12 protein-coding genes and 1 tRNA gene are annotated in these 12,462 nt (G+C 57.5%); 7 read left to right on the forward strand and 6 right to left on the reverse strand.

Features of this window, described 5'->3' with window-relative positions; all coding sequences use genetic code 11:
- The first annotated feature begins 46 nt into the window (after window positions 1–46).
- From queE to KQP88_RS06470, 3 genes are all read left to right on the forward strand, one after another.
- A complete protein-coding gene (queE, locus tag KQP88_RS06460; RefSeq protein WP_216705131.1) occupies window positions 47–694 on the forward strand; it encodes a 7-carboxy-7-deazaguanine synthase QueE in 648 nt (215 codons plus the stop codon).
- Window positions 695–711: 17 nt separating this feature from the next.
- A complete protein-coding gene (gene queC / locus KQP88_RS06465) occupies window positions 712–1,386 on the forward strand; it encodes a 7-cyano-7-deazaguanine synthase QueC (protein ID WP_200993545.1) in 675 nt (224 codons plus the stop codon).
- 63 nt (window positions 1,387–1,449) lie between these two features.
- Window positions 1,450–1,525 (forward strand) — tRNA-Lys (locus KQP88_RS06470).
- A gap of 247 nt (window positions 1,526–1,772) precedes the next feature.
- Here KQP88_RS06470 and KQP88_RS06475 read toward each other — a convergent pair.
- Window positions 1,773–2,288, reverse strand: a complete 516-nt coding sequence (locus tag KQP88_RS06475; RefSeq protein WP_200993503.1) for a DUF4142 domain-containing protein — start codon at window positions 2,286–2,288, stop codon at window positions 1,773–1,775.
- A 231-nt stretch (window positions 2,289–2,519) separates the two neighbouring features.
- Here KQP88_RS06475 and KQP88_RS06480 point away from each other — a divergent pair, with 231 nt between their 5' ends.
- The gene (locus KQP88_RS06480; RefSeq protein WP_216705132.1) at window positions 2,520–3,284 is read left to right on the forward strand and encodes an OBAP family protein; all 765 of its coding nucleotides are present in this window, start codon (window positions 2,520–2,522) and stop codon (window positions 3,282–3,284) included.
- A 108-nt stretch (window positions 3,285–3,392) separates the two neighbouring features.
- On the opposite strand, the gene KQP88_RS06485 is transcribed toward KQP88_RS06480, so the two are convergent.
- On the reverse strand, window positions 3,393–3,584 hold the full coding sequence (locus KQP88_RS06485) for a hypothetical protein (protein ID WP_216705133.1): 192 nt from the start codon (window positions 3,582–3,584) through the stop codon (window positions 3,393–3,395).
- On the opposite strand from KQP88_RS06485, the gene KQP88_RS06490 reads away from it, so the two are divergent.
- Window positions 3,583–4,851 carry an OmpP1/FadL family transporter gene (locus tag KQP88_RS06490; protein ID WP_216705134.1) on the forward strand — a complete coding sequence of 423 codons (1,269 nt, stop codon included), beginning with the start codon at window positions 3,583–3,585 and terminating at the stop codon, window positions 4,849–4,851. The two genes, KQP88_RS06485 and KQP88_RS06490, sit on opposite strands and share 2 nt — an antisense overlap.
- A 25-nt stretch (window positions 4,852–4,876) precedes the next feature.
- Here the strand turns inward: KQP88_RS06490 and KQP88_RS06495 are convergent, their stop codons facing one another.
- Together KQP88_RS06495 and KQP88_RS06500 are read right to left on the reverse strand one after the other, a co-directional pair.
- A complete protein-coding gene (locus KQP88_RS06495) occupies window positions 4,877–6,472 on the reverse strand; it encodes an ATP-binding response regulator (protein WP_216705902.1) in 1,596 nt (531 codons plus the stop codon).
- A 64-nt stretch (window positions 6,473–6,536) separates the two neighbouring features.
- A complete protein-coding gene (locus KQP88_RS06500; RefSeq protein ID WP_200993507.1) occupies window positions 6,537–7,160 on the reverse strand; it encodes a response regulator in 624 nt (207 codons plus the stop codon).
- Between the two features lie 200 nt (window positions 7,161–7,360).
- Here KQP88_RS06500 and KQP88_RS06505 point away from each other — a divergent pair, with 200 nt between their 5' ends.
- On the forward strand, window positions 7,361–8,962 hold the full coding sequence (locus tag KQP88_RS06505; protein WP_216705135.1) for an ATP-binding response regulator: 1,602 nt from the start codon (window positions 7,361–7,363) through the stop codon (window positions 8,960–8,962).
- Window positions 8,963–9,202: 240 nt separating this feature from the next.
- On the opposite strand, the gene KQP88_RS06510 is transcribed toward KQP88_RS06505, so the two are convergent.
- Window positions 9,203–10,096 (reverse strand): LysR family transcriptional regulator, encoded by an 894-nt coding sequence (locus KQP88_RS06510; protein ID WP_200993509.1) that lies wholly within the window; start codon window positions 10,094–10,096, stop codon window positions 9,203–9,205.
- 291 nt (window positions 10,097–10,387) lie between these two features.
- Here KQP88_RS06510 and KQP88_RS06515 point away from each other — a divergent pair, with 291 nt between their 5' ends.
- The gene (locus KQP88_RS06515) at window positions 10,388–11,404 is read left to right on the forward strand and encodes an XdhC family protein (protein WP_200993510.1); all 1,017 of its coding nucleotides are present in this window, start codon (window positions 10,388–10,390) and stop codon (window positions 11,402–11,404) included.
- 44 nt (window positions 11,405–11,448) lie between these two features.
- Here the strand turns inward: KQP88_RS06515 and KQP88_RS06520 are convergent, their stop codons facing one another.
- The gene (locus KQP88_RS06520) at window positions 11,449–12,369 is read right to left on the reverse strand and encodes a LysR family transcriptional regulator (RefSeq protein ID WP_216705136.1); all 921 of its coding nucleotides are present in this window, start codon (window positions 12,367–12,369) and stop codon (window positions 11,449–11,451) included.
- Window positions 12,370–12,462: the final 93 nt, after the last annotated feature.

Raw genomic sequence — 12,462 nt, forward strand, 5'->3', positions numbered from 1 at the left:
CTGACGGAGGCGGACGGCCTGTTTAGCTGTTACGCCCGTGGCCCATATGCAAGACACATTACGTATCACCGAAATCTTTTACTCGTTGCAGGGTGAAACTCGTACGGCTGGGTTGCCCACCGTATTCGTGCGCCTCACGGGTTGCCCGCTGCGCTGCCAGTATTGCGACAGTGCCTATGCATTCAGCGGCGGAAAGATCCTGTCGCTGGAAGACATCCTTGAGCAGGTTGCTGCCTATCGTCCGCGTTATGTCTGTGTAACCGGTGGCGAACCTCTTGCCCAGCCCAATGCCATTCCCTTGCTCGAGCGTCTGTGTGACGCCGGCTACGAGGTTTCGCTGGAAACCAGCGGTGCCCTGGATATCTCGGCTGTAGACAGTCGTGTCAGCCGCGTCGTCGATCTGAAGACGCCTGGCTCGCTGGAAGTCTCTCGCAACCGCTACGAAAACATGGAATTGCTGACGCCCAACGATCAGGTCAAGTTCGTGATCTGTTCCAGGGACGACTATGACTGGGCTGTCTCCAAGCTGATTCAGTACGGGCTGGACAAGCGTGCAGGTGAAGTGCTGTTCTCTGCCAGCCACCATGAGCTGAAAGGCCGTGACCTGGCCGACTGGATCGTGGCAGACAACCTGCCGGTCCGCTTGCAGATGCAGTTGCATAAAATTCTTTGGGACGACGAGCCGGGGCGCTGAAAATGAGTGAATTGACCATGACCGAGAAACGAGCCGTAATCCTGCTGTCCGGCGGGCTTGATTCAGCTACTGTCGTTGCCATGGCCCGTGCCGAAGGTTACGCCTGCTACACCATGAGTTTCGACTATGGCCAGCGCCACCGGGCAGAGCTGAACGCTGCTGCACGTGTCGCTCGGGACCTGGGCGCCATCGAGCACAAGGTCATCGGCCTCAACCTCAATGGCATCGGTGGTTCGGCATTGACCGACAGCTCCATTGCCGTTCCCGAGGCACCGACTGAAGGTATTCCGGTCACTTACGTGCCAGCGCGCAATACCGTGTTCCTGTCCCTGGCTCTCGGCTGGGCAGAAGTGCTGGAAGCCCGCGACATCTTTATCGGCGTCAATGCCGTGGACTATTCGGGCTACCCGGATTGTCGTCCCGAGTTCGTCGAGTCGTTCGAGCGCATGGCCAATCTGGCCACCAAGGCCGGTGTGGAAGGTCAGGGCTTCACTATCCGTGCGCCGCTGCAAAACCTCAGCAAGTCCGACATCGTCAAGGCGGGTGTGGCTCTGGGCGTCGATTACGGACTGACCGTTTCCTGCTATCAGGCCGATGATGAAGGTCGTGCCTGTGGCAAATGCGACAGCTGCCGCCTGCGCGCAGAAGGCTTCGCAGCCGCTGGTGTTGCAGACCCGACACGCTATTTTTAAATTTTTTACAGAAAGGTGTTGAATTACTGATAGAAATCAGTAATATACGCGCCACGCAACAGAGGGTCGTTAGCTCAGTTGGTAGAGCAGTTGGCTTTTAACCAATTGGTCGTAGGTTCGAATCCTACACGACCCACCATTTCCTTGGCCTTGAGCGACATGTTCAAGGCCTGCCAAAAAGATCCAGTCACGCGATCTTATCCGAAACAAAATCCTTACTGCACTTCCAATAAAGCAACATATCTGCTTTCGATGCTATAGGTTTTCCTGCAATACCTCCCATACTTTTTGCAGCTTGCAGCTTGCAGCTTGCAGCTTGCAGCTTGCAGCTTGCAGCTTGCAGCTTGCAGCTTCGCCAGACCCGCAAGTCTGGCGAAGCGCGAGCTTCAATTGCCGGTGTCGCCACCATGAACTTTTGCCAGCTCCTTCGCATGAGCGAGATGTTCCTTCAGTTTGGGCAGTGTATCTGCAGCGAAAGCCTTGAGTTCGGCGTCCTCGCCGTTTGCCGCTTCCTCCTCGAAGAGGGCGATGGTTTCCTCGTGAGCCTTCACCTGATTATTGATATATGCCCGATCGAAAGGCTTGGCGTCGCGTAGTTCCAACATCATCGACTTCATTTTATCCATCATTGTCGTGTCATCCGAAACCTCCAGATTCTTGCTTTCGGCCAGGGCCTTGAGCTTGTTGTTGGCTGCCGTGTGGTCCTGGACCATCTGTCTGGCAAATTTTTTCACATCCTCAGAGCTGCCTTTTTCCTGCGCAAGCTTGCCCGCTTCCACTTCGGCAATGCCTTTGGCAGAGGCATCCTCCACGAAGTCGTCGCTATCCTGAGCGGCGATGGCCGTCTGGCCAGCCAGAGAAATCAACAGTGCGAGTGCGGATGTTTTGATTAAGTGAGCCATTTGATCCTTCCTTTTATCAGTCTTATGGGGCATGCATGTACGGCTTGTATGAGTTCGGACTGAGGGGGTTCTCGATTCGTTCAGCCTTTTTCCCGAAGTGCATGCGCCTGATCGGCCCGTTTTCATACCTGCTGTCCCCTGACTGGCAGAAAGTCGAAACCTGGCGGTAGGCGAGGGTTCTGAACCTTGTTGTCGTCACCGGTTCGACCTCGAACGGTCAGGGAGGGGAAGATGAAGGGTTTCAATTGGCGTATAGCGCTGGAGTGTTCAACCGTTTCGCTGTGCCTGGGGATGTTGCTGGCATGTGGCGAGAGCAATACACGATCTGCAGTGGTGGCGCCGGGGGAAGCCAAGGCGCCGCTGACCCAGGCGCTTGATGTGGGTGCGGATGCGTTGCAGAGTCGTCCGCCCATCAATGAACTGAATGCCTACCTCAACGGTTTCCATTTTTACAATGGCCGCATGCAAGACCAGATGGAAGCCCATCATTACTGCTCGATCCTTAACGAAGAGGTCATTCAGTGCACGATTTTCGACGGCAATATGAAAGATGCCAAGTTGATGGGCGTGGAGTACATCATCAGCGAGCAACTGTTCAGCACGCTTCCCGAACAGGAAAAGGCGCTCTGGCATAGCCATGTGCATGAGGTCAAATCCGGCCAGCTATTCGCGCCGGGTATCCCGCAGCCGGCAGAGCATGCGTTGATGGAAAAGCTTGTGGGGACCTACGGCAAGACGTGGCATACCTGGCATACCGATATGGATAAGCAACTGCCGCTGGGCGTTCCTCAATTGATGATGGGCTTTACCGCTGATGGTCAGGCAGATGAGAAGAGGGTGTCAGAGCGTGATGAGCGGTTTGGCAGCAGCAGTGCTGAACGAAAGGCTGCCAGGGCCGATATCGTTGCACCCGCGGTGTTGCCGGGCGCTGATGCGTGGCGCGAAGGGCGGGTGATACAGATTCAGGACCCTACGGTTAGTCAGCCTCACAAATAGGCTCACCTGGGCCGAAAAAGGAAGTGATGTGCCCGACCAGCGCTTCGACGGGCCGAGTGGCGCTGGCCGGTTTCATGAAAGTGCGGGATTTCATATAGCACATGTGCACTATGGAGCGATCTTTTTGCTGCTGATACCCTTGCCCGCTTGCGTCGAATTCCTGATCTCCTCACGAACTCTTCTCTGATTGCCATGAATGGACTCTCTTTCGGCAAGGCGCCGACCCATGGCGGCAATATGAACATCGTGACGATGTTTCGCCGCTGACGAATAACGAGTTCCATGAATTGAAATGACCATGCTCAAGACCTCCCTTGGCCTCACCGCTGCCCTTGTATCGACTCAACTGCTGGCCGGGGGCTTTGCCCGAACCGAACAAAGTATCAGTGGCATGGGGATCGGTCAGGCCGGGCGTGCGTCGGCGGCTGAAGATGCCAGTACGGTCTATGGCAACCCGGCCGGCATGGCTCGTCTTGAGGGCCGACAAATCACGGCGGGCGTGGCGTTCATCGATGCGTCCACTGACATCAGCCATGTCAGCGGCCGCTCCAGTGGCAGCAATGACGGCGACATGGTGCCGTTCAGCAGCGTTCCGTTCGGTTTCTATACCCAGCAACTCGATGAGCACTGGGCGTTCGGCTTCGGCGTCTACGCACCGTTCGGCCTGTCGACCGATTATGAAAACGGTTTTCAGGGCCGCATGTTTGCCAGCAAGAGCGACATCAAGGTCGTGACCTTGCAACCCACCATCAGTTACGCCTTCAATGACAGGCTGTCGATTGGCTTCGGGCCGACCTTGAACCGGATTGCGGGCACCCTGGAGTCTGACATTACCCTCAGCCCGGCGATTCCCGACACCCATGTGAAGGTCAAGGGCGACGATACGGCCCTTGGCTTCAATGTCGGCGTATTGTTCAATGCGACCGATACCACTCGGGTCGGGCTGACCTACCACTCCAAAGTGGACTACAAACTGGATTGCCACACCCAGGTGGCTACGGGGGCCGGAACCCCGCCGCTGTTACTGGCCAGCAATCGTTATGACTGCACCCTGAAAGTGACCACGCCCGAGTCCTACGATTTTTCGGTCACTCAGGAACTGAGCGATGCCTGGACGCTTTATGCCAGCGCGACCTGGACAGGCTGGAGTCGCCTGCAGGACCTGAGTCTGCGTAATCAGCCGATTTCCGCTGCGCAAGGTGGCTCGCTGGCCTCGGCCTTGACCGGTTCGATCCAGGAAGGCCTGAACTGGCACGACACCTGGGCCTATGCCATCGGCACCGCTTACCGGTTGAACCCGCAATGGGTGTTGCGTACCGGCTTGATGTTCGATCAGTCGCCGACCAGCAATACCAACCGTTCGCCGCGTACACCGACCGGGGATCGGCGCATATTCAGCCTGGGCGTCGGCTACAACGTGACGCCGCAACTGACGCTTGATCTGGCTTACTCTTACCTCAGGGAAGAAAGTGTCGATGTGAGTCGTGCCAATGCGCTGGGCAGTTACAGTGCCACTTATCAAAGCGATGCCAGTCTGTTTGGCGTCGGGGCAACATACCGCTTCTGATCTGGGAAAGTCTTGATGCAGCGCTTCAGGCCGAGGCGCGCAACAGCCTCATTCTGAAGCTCAACAGCAGCGAACGCAGTTCTGCCGGGCGCAGGGGTTTGGAGAGGACCGGGATCTCTGGATCGTTCAGCGATTGTTGAACGTGCTGGATTTCGTGGCCGGTGATCACGATGGCGGGTATCTGTCGACCGTGCAACTGGCTCAGGTAAGCGATGCAGTCCGCACCGGTGGCGCTGCGATCAAGGTCGAAGTCGGTGACCACAAGGTCGCAATCGACACGGGTCTTGGGGATGGCCGATGCGGTCTGCACTTCGCAGCCCCATTTGCGCAGCAGCATGGCAGTGGCTTGCAGCACGTTGATGTTGTCCTCGATCAGCAAGACGCGCAAACCGCTCAGCAGACGCTTGTTCCAGTCGATATCAAGGGTTGGTGCGGCAGGGCTTGCGGCTACGGTTTGCAGGCCACTGATAACCACTGCCGTGCCACGCTCGGGGCGCGAGCCGATATTGACCTTCAGTTCCAGGAGTCGGGCAATACGGTTGACGATACTCAGGCCCAGCCCGACGCCTTCAATGTCCTGATCCCGCTCTTCGCGCACCCGGTAAAACTCGTTGCACAGATGAGGTAGGTGTTCTGCCGGGATGCCGCGGCCCAGGTCATAGACACCGATGCTCAGTCTGCCCTTATGGTGTCGGCAGCCGATCAGCATCGGTTTGCCGGGAGCATATTTGAAAGCATTGGAGATCAGGTTCTGCAACAGTGTGCGCAGCAGCGCCGGGTCGCTGTAGACATGTTGTCGGCAGGGGCGCACGCGGATTTCGACTCCGGCCCAGTTGGCTGCCTCGCTGTTCTGGCTGGCCAGATCGTTCAGCAGTGCATCGACATCGACGGTTTCCGGGCGTGGCGTCACTTCGCCCTGATTGAGTGTGTGGCTGTCCAGCAATGAACGGAAAAGCTGCTCGACCGCGCTGAGCGCCCGGTCGATATTGTCCACCAGACGGCGCTCGTCCATACCCAGTTTCGCGTCCCGCAGGCAGGCGGTGAACAGGCTGATGGAGTGAATGGGCTGACGCAGGTCATGACTGGCCTGAGCCAGAAAGCGCGATTTGGCCTCATTGGCTGCCTGGGTTTCTTCCAGGGCGATATGCAGGCGTGAGAGCAGGAAGTACACGAACAGCGGCAGCACCAGCATGGTCAGGATCATCAGCACCGCGACAGCGGGGTGTTCCTGCAGGAACGGCGTGAGCTGGATGATGATCGCCAGTGAAGCCAGGGCAAAGCCGGTGGCCAGCAACAGGTAGTTGCGCCCGTAACGCATGCCGTAACCGACGGTCATGCTGAGCATCACCGAATACACCGGCAACATCGGTTCGCCGCCCACGGTAATGGTGACAATCCCGGCCATATTGTCGAGAACCAGTGCGAATACCCGACGTCTTGTGGACGTGCCCGGTCGCTGGGCGATGCGCACGATCAGGCCGGTGCCGACGATACCGAAGCCCAGGCAATAGGCCAGAATCACCCACATCCGGGTTTCGGACATATCGTCCAGGGCAAACATGATCAACGCATAGAGTGCGGACGTGGCGATCACCGCCATTCGCAGCAGGGCCTGGATCATTTCCAGGTCTTTGCATTTGGAGAGTATCGACATCGCGGTTCCTGGCTGGCAGTGAGGCGAAGAGTTACTTGATGGCGAGGCTGGAGAACTGCGCCGCGGCGGCAGAACGTGTGGATACGCCAAGCACCTTGAGCAGGCTGGACACATGGATGCGCACCGTGAAAGGCGAGATACCCAGTTCCTTGGCAATTTCCTTGTTGGTCTTTCCGGCGGCGACCAAGCCCAGCACCTGCTTCTGACGGAAAGTGAGCGCACTGAGAACGCTGATCGTCGAGTCGCTCAGAATCGAGCCTTCGGACTTGTACTTGACCACAACTTCGCCCTGACGAATGGCGATGATGGACTCGGTTATTTCTAGCGGGTCGATGTTCTTGCCGATAAAACCATCGGCACCATGAGCCATGACCTGGGAAATGGTTTCCATATCATCGATCATTGAAACAACTATGATCGATGTGCGTCGGAATTCGTCCCTTAGTTCGGCAATATTCTGCATCGAATCCAGGCCGGGAAAGCGCAGGTCGAGAATCAGCGTATCGACTTCATCACCCGAGCGTGCAAGGGTCAGGACTTCATTGAGGTTACCGGCTTGCTCGATGATCGCTTCAGGCAGCAACCGCTCGATGGTGCGTAGCATGCCTTCACGAAATAAGGGGTGGTCGTCGGCCACGATGATTCTGCACGACATGCCTCTGCTTCCGAATTTTGAGTGCGCTCATCATACTCGATAGAGACAATATGTATCATAAATGATACGCCTTTAACTTGATTCTTTATCGGTTGGCGACATTGTCGAACCGTTTCCTTTTAAGTGATATTAGGACGCCAGTATTTATTTTAAGTTCAGGAAAGGTTTTCAACTTTTCCGGCCTGAAATCAGGAGTAAACATGCAGGAGCGCAAAAACGCCGAACTGGATCAGGCGACATTGAGGCTGATCGTTGCCACGGTTGCCATCGTCTATGTGGGGGCGATCGGTTTCCTGCCGAATTTCGACGTCGCTCAGTACGAGCCGATCATTGCCTACTACTCGGGTTTTCTGGTGGTTTCCTTGCTCCTGCGCCAGCACATCGTTCGCTATCCAGGCGTGTATCCGGTGCGTCGTGTGCTGGGGATGCTGCATGACTACACCGGTATTTCCGTCGGGCTGATCGTCGGCGGGGAGGCGACCTTGCCGATCTTCAGTGTCATGGTCTGGGTCACGCTCGGTAACGGCATGCGCTTCGGCTCGCGTTACCTGGCGATTGCCGCGGGGCTGGCGATGCTCTCGATACTGATCACTTACCAATTGACGCCGTATTGGCAGTCTCAGCCGTTCATGGTCCTGATGCTGATTTCGGTGACCATTCTGGTGCCGGGCTATGCCCATATCCTGCTGGTCAGAGCCCGGGAAGCTTCGGAGCAGGCAACCGTTGCCAACCGGGAGAAAGAGCGCTTTCTGGCTCAGGCCAGTCATGACCTTCGCCAGCCCATTCACTCCATCGGCATGTTTACCGCGTGCCTGCGTTCCAGTTCGCTGGGCGACTATGAGCGCAAACTGGTCGACAGCATCGATCGTTCCCTGCATAACGTTTCGCAACTGTTTCGCTCCATTCTGGATATCTACACCCTGGACAGCGGCAAGGTGTCGGCCAGCTCGGATATGGTGAACCTGGACGAGATGCTGGCCGAGATCGTCCAGCAAAACAGTGCGGCGGCACGCTGGGCGGGTGTCGAGCTGCGGGTCCGGGCCTGTCGGCGCTGGGTCAGGACCGATGGCACGCTACTCAGCACGATGGTCCAGAACATTCTCTCCAACGCACTCAAATATGCTCCCGGTCAGCCGGTGCTGATCGGTGTCCGTAAACGCAAGGATGGCCTGTCGATCAGCATCCACGATCAGGGCCGTGGCATGGCCGCCGAGCATCTGCCCAAGGTCTGCGACGAGTTCTACCGGATCCGCCACGAGCGTGACAAGGACGTGGAGGGCGTGGGACTTGGATTGTCCATCGTCAAGCGGCTCAGTCAGATTCTCGGCGTGCAGGTGGGTATCGATTCGCGGGTGGATCGTGGCACGACGGTGACGATTCACGGGCTTGAAGAGGTGGCCGCGCCTGCGCAGCCTGCACGCAGGAAGACGCTGGGCGACAGCCTGCTCAACGGCGTGAAGATCTGCCTGGTGGAAGATGACAGCAACGTCTTGATGGCCACCGCTGCGCTGCTGGAAAAGTGGGGCTGCGAGGTGCAGATGGCCAATTCTGCCGAAGGCCTGACGACCGATTGCGACATCATCGTTGCCGATTACGATCTGGGCACCACCGCCAACGGTCTGGACTGCATCGACAGCATACGGGCTGATCGTGGCTGGGATGTTCCGGCCCTGATCGTCACCGGGCGCGAGGTGGAAATGGTCCAGTCAGCCTTGCAGGGCCGTAAAGTCTCGGTGCTGTCCAAGCCGCTACGGCCTTCGGAGTTGCGCCTGAGCCTGCTGGAGATGCGCGAGAAAGCTTGAGTTGGCCAGTTTGATGACTCTGGCTCATGACGCCATTCGATCAGTTAAGGTCAATGAATCACTTTGTGGGAGGCAGCTTGCTGGCGACTTCACGTACAGACGCAGAATATCTGCCGATTTCAGGATTTTTTCGCCAGCAAGCTGCCTCCCACAAGTGTTGTATGTGCCTTGACTGATCGGCACTAACCCTTGTAATTCATGATGTTACGTCTTGTTTGATTAAAGCTTGCAGTAATAGGGCTACTGTTCGTAACGCAATTCATCGATGAGGGTCTGCATGGCCCGTGATTTTTCCCGCTTGCTGGAATAATAGAGGTGCAGGCCCGGGAAGCTCGGCCACCAGTTTTCCAGTACCGGGAGCAGGGTGCCGTCATCGAAATGAGGCTGGGCCATGTCTTCGGGCACAAAGGCCAGCCCGAAGCCGGATACGGCGGCATTGAGGATCTGCTTGATGCCGTTGAAAATCAGTTTGCCTTTGACCCTCACGTTGATCTCGTGGTCGCCATTCTTCAATTCCCAGGCATACAGCCCGCCGCGCGTCGGCAGGCGCATGTTGATGCATTCATGATCCGTCAGGTCCTGAGGCCGGGCGGGCATTGTGTGCGACTCAAGGTAAGACGGTGCGCCGACGATCACCAGACGCATGTCGGGCGCGATACGCACGGCCTCGGTTTCCTTGGTCAGCCCGTCTCCGAGGCGAACACCGAAGTCGAAGTTTTCGGCCACGATATCGGTCAGGCCATAGTCGATGACCATTTCCACACTGATTTGCGGATACTTGGGCAGAATCTGCGCGAGCTTTGGCCAGAGCAGGGTATCGATGGCATGGTCGGTGGCTGTGATGCGGATATTGCCAGCAGGTGTGTTACCGAACTCGGCCACGGCGATCAGTTCGGACTCAATGGCCTTGAGGCGCGGTTCGACTGTCTGCAGCAAGCGCTCTCCGGCCTCGGTTACCGAAACACTGCGGGTGGTACGAGTCAGAAGGCGCACGCCCAGCCGTGCCTCCAACCCCTGGATGGTATGGCTGAGCATGGATTGAGAAATCCCCAACTGAGAGGCCGCTCGCGTGAAGCTGCGTTCGCGCGCAACTGCAATCAGGGCGAGCAGATCGCTGTAGTTTTCCTTGGGCATTAATCAATTCTCTGCATGGGAGGCGCGCAACTGTATCAAGACAGACACAGCGCCGCAGCACTCATGAATGCAGTATTTCTGCTTCAATCCATGGGGACGATATTGATCGACAGGGCTCATGACTCTATTCGGTTTCAGGGGCTTTTCCCGGAGGCATCCCGGCCTTTTAATGAGTCATGACCCGCAAAGGGCAGGGTGCTGATTGCAGTCCTGTCCGCTTTTCGTATTTACCGCTGAGTACACACATGGACCAGGCTTTTCGCCGCATCTTGAATGGACAGGACGTTGATCATGGCGAGTATTGATGTCCTGGTATTGCGCACGGCCTGTGACTGGCTTGCCAGCGGTCACAGGGTTCTGCTGGCCACCGTGGTGCGTACCTGGGGTTCATCGCCCCGGCCTGTCGGCTCAATGATGGTGCTCCGTGATGATGGCCGGGCCGTTGGCAGTGTGTCCGGTGGTTGCATCGAGGACGACCTGATCCACCGTTACACCACGGCTTACAGTGCGGGTAGTCTTCCCCTGACGCCGCCTGAAGTGGTGCGTTATGGCGTCAGTGCCGACGAGGCTCACCGGTTCGGGCTGCCTTGTGGCGGTACGCTGGAGCTGGTCCTGGAATTCAGTCCTCTGCTGCAAACCCTTGAGCAACTGGTTACCCGGCTTGAGCAGGGTTCTCTGGTGCAACGTATTCTGAACCTCGCCGATGGCAGCGTGAGCCTGGAGACAACGCTTGTCCCCGAAGAACTCAGGTTCGATGGTGATTGCCTGGTCAATACCCTGGGTCCCGGCTATCGCATGCTGCTGATCGGTGCTGGTGCCCTGGCCGAATATGTCTCGATCATGGCGTTGTTCAATGGCTTCAAGGTAACCGTGTGCGATCCGCGCATCGAATACATGGATACCTGGGCTGTGCCAGGCGTGGAGAAGAGCAGCGGCATGCCTGACGATGTGGTGGCCGCGTTTCGCCCCGATCTTCGGACCTGCATTATCGCCCTCAGCCACGACCCCAAGCTGGATGACCTTGCGCTGCTGGAGGCCCTGAAAAGTCAGGCGTTTTACATTGGCGCAATCGGCTCGCGGCGCAACAACCAGAGTCGCAGAGAGCGGCTGATGACCCACTTTGGCGAAACCGAGGCGTCATTGCAGCGCCTGCGCGGCCCTATTGGCGTCTATATCGGCAGCAAAACCCCGGCGGAAATTGCTGTCAGCGTCATGGCCGAAATTCTTGCTGCCAAGAACAATGTGCCATTGCCCAGAGAGGCGTCGGTGGCTATAGCGAAGCAGTATGAGGAAAGTTGCAAGCTTTAAGCGGCAAGCCTCAAGCCAAAAGCTTCTAGCTTGCCGCTTGCAGCTTACAACTTGTCGCTGCTTTCATGCCTCAACTCCGCAATCAGCAACGACATCGCCCCTGAAGGCTGTCTGCGGCTGGGGTAGTAGAGGTGAAATCCCGACCAGAACGGGCACCACTCTTCCAGGCACTGGATGAGGTGTCCGGAGCGGATGTAAGGGCGGGCCATGTCTTCCGGGATGTAGGCCAGGCCAAGGCCGGCAATCACTGCGTCCAGCACTTCATGAGTGCTGTTATAGACAAGCTGGCCGTCGACGCGCACGTTGAGCTGGCTGCCTTCCCGTTCGAATTCCCAGGGCCACAACCCACCGTGGGTCGCGAGCCGGATGTTGATGCAGTTCTGGTCGACCAAGTCGCCGGGCGTCTGGGGGACAGGGTGCCGGGCGAAGTAAGCCTTGGTGGCCACTACCGCAAAGCGGATATCGGGGCTGATGCGGACTGCAATCATGTCCTGATCAAGGTGTTCGCCGAGTCGGACACCGGCGTCGTAGCGCTGCGCCGCGATGTCCACTATCTGGTTTTCGGAGACGATTTCTACCTTGATGGCGGGATACTTGGGCAAGAATTTCTTCAGTTTTGCTGACAACACGCTGCGGATGGCATGGTCGGAGGCCGTGATACGGATCGTGCCGGTCGGGGTGTCCCTTTGTGCCTGAAGTGACGCCAGTTCTGCATCGATTTCCTCGAACTGCGGGGCGACGTTTTTCAGCAGCCGCTCACCGGCCTCGGTGGGGATGACGGTGCGGGTATTGCGCGCCAGCAGGCGTACGCCAAGAGAGGTTTCCAGGCCGCGTACTGCATGGCTGACGGCCGATTGTGAGAGGCCCAGTTGTGCGGCGCCACGGGTGAAACTGCGCTCGCGGGCCACGGCAATGAATGCCAGCAGTCCGCTGAAATAGTCGCGCAGTGCGAAATCCCTGATCATCGATGGCTCTCTTGTGTGGTTCCGGGCTCCTCCCGGCCCGGCAGCATACCCCGATTGCTCATGAGCCTGAAAAGCCTGCAAGGTTGCATAAGG

The organism is Pseudomonas lijiangensis (assembly GCF_018968705.1).
GTDB classification, from domain to species: domain Bacteria; phylum Pseudomonadota; class Gammaproteobacteria; order Pseudomonadales; family Pseudomonadaceae; genus Aquipseudomonas; species Aquipseudomonas lijiangensis.

Bases quoted from the DNA above. Each gene is read 5' to 3' on its own strand.
- queE (WP_216705131.1), top strand. From the start codon at position 47: ATGCAAGACACATTACGTATCACCGAAATCTTTTACTCGTTGCAGGGT.
- queC (WP_200993545.1), top strand. From the start codon at position 712: ATGACCGAGAAACGAGCCGTAATCCTGCTGTCCGGCGGGCTTGATTCA.
- KQP88_RS06475 (WP_200993503.1), bottom strand. From the start codon at position 2,288: ATGGCTCACTTAATCAAAACATCCGCACTCGCACTGTTGATTTCTCTG.
- KQP88_RS06480 (WP_216705132.1), top strand. From the start codon at position 2,520: ATGAAGGGTTTCAATTGGCGTATAGCGCTGGAGTGTTCAACCGTTTCG.
- KQP88_RS06490 (WP_216705134.1), top strand. From the start codon at position 3,583: ATGCTCAAGACCTCCCTTGGCCTCACCGCTGCCCTTGTATCGACTCAA.
- KQP88_RS06485 (WP_216705133.1), bottom strand. From the start codon at position 3,584: ATGGTCATTTCAATTCATGGAACTCGTTATTCGTCAGCGGCGAAACAT.
- KQP88_RS06495 (WP_216705902.1), bottom strand. From the start codon at position 6,472: ATGATCCAGGCCCTGCTGCGAATGGCGGTGATCGCCACGTCCGCACTC.
- KQP88_RS06500 (WP_200993507.1), bottom strand. From the start codon at position 7,160: ATGTCGTGCAGAATCATCGTGGCCGACGACCACCCCTTATTTCGTGAA.
- KQP88_RS06505 (WP_216705135.1), top strand. From the start codon at position 7,361: ATGCAGGAGCGCAAAAACGCCGAACTGGATCAGGCGACATTGAGGCTG.
- KQP88_RS06510 (WP_200993509.1), bottom strand. From the start codon at position 10,096: ATGCCCAAGGAAAACTACAGCGATCTGCTCGCCCTGATTGCAGTTGCG.
- KQP88_RS06515 (WP_200993510.1), top strand. From the start codon at position 10,388: ATGGCGAGTATTGATGTCCTGGTATTGCGCACGGCCTGTGACTGGCTT.
- KQP88_RS06520 (WP_216705136.1), bottom strand. From the start codon at position 12,369: ATGATCAGGGATTTCGCACTGCGCGACTATTTCAGCGGACTGCTGGCA.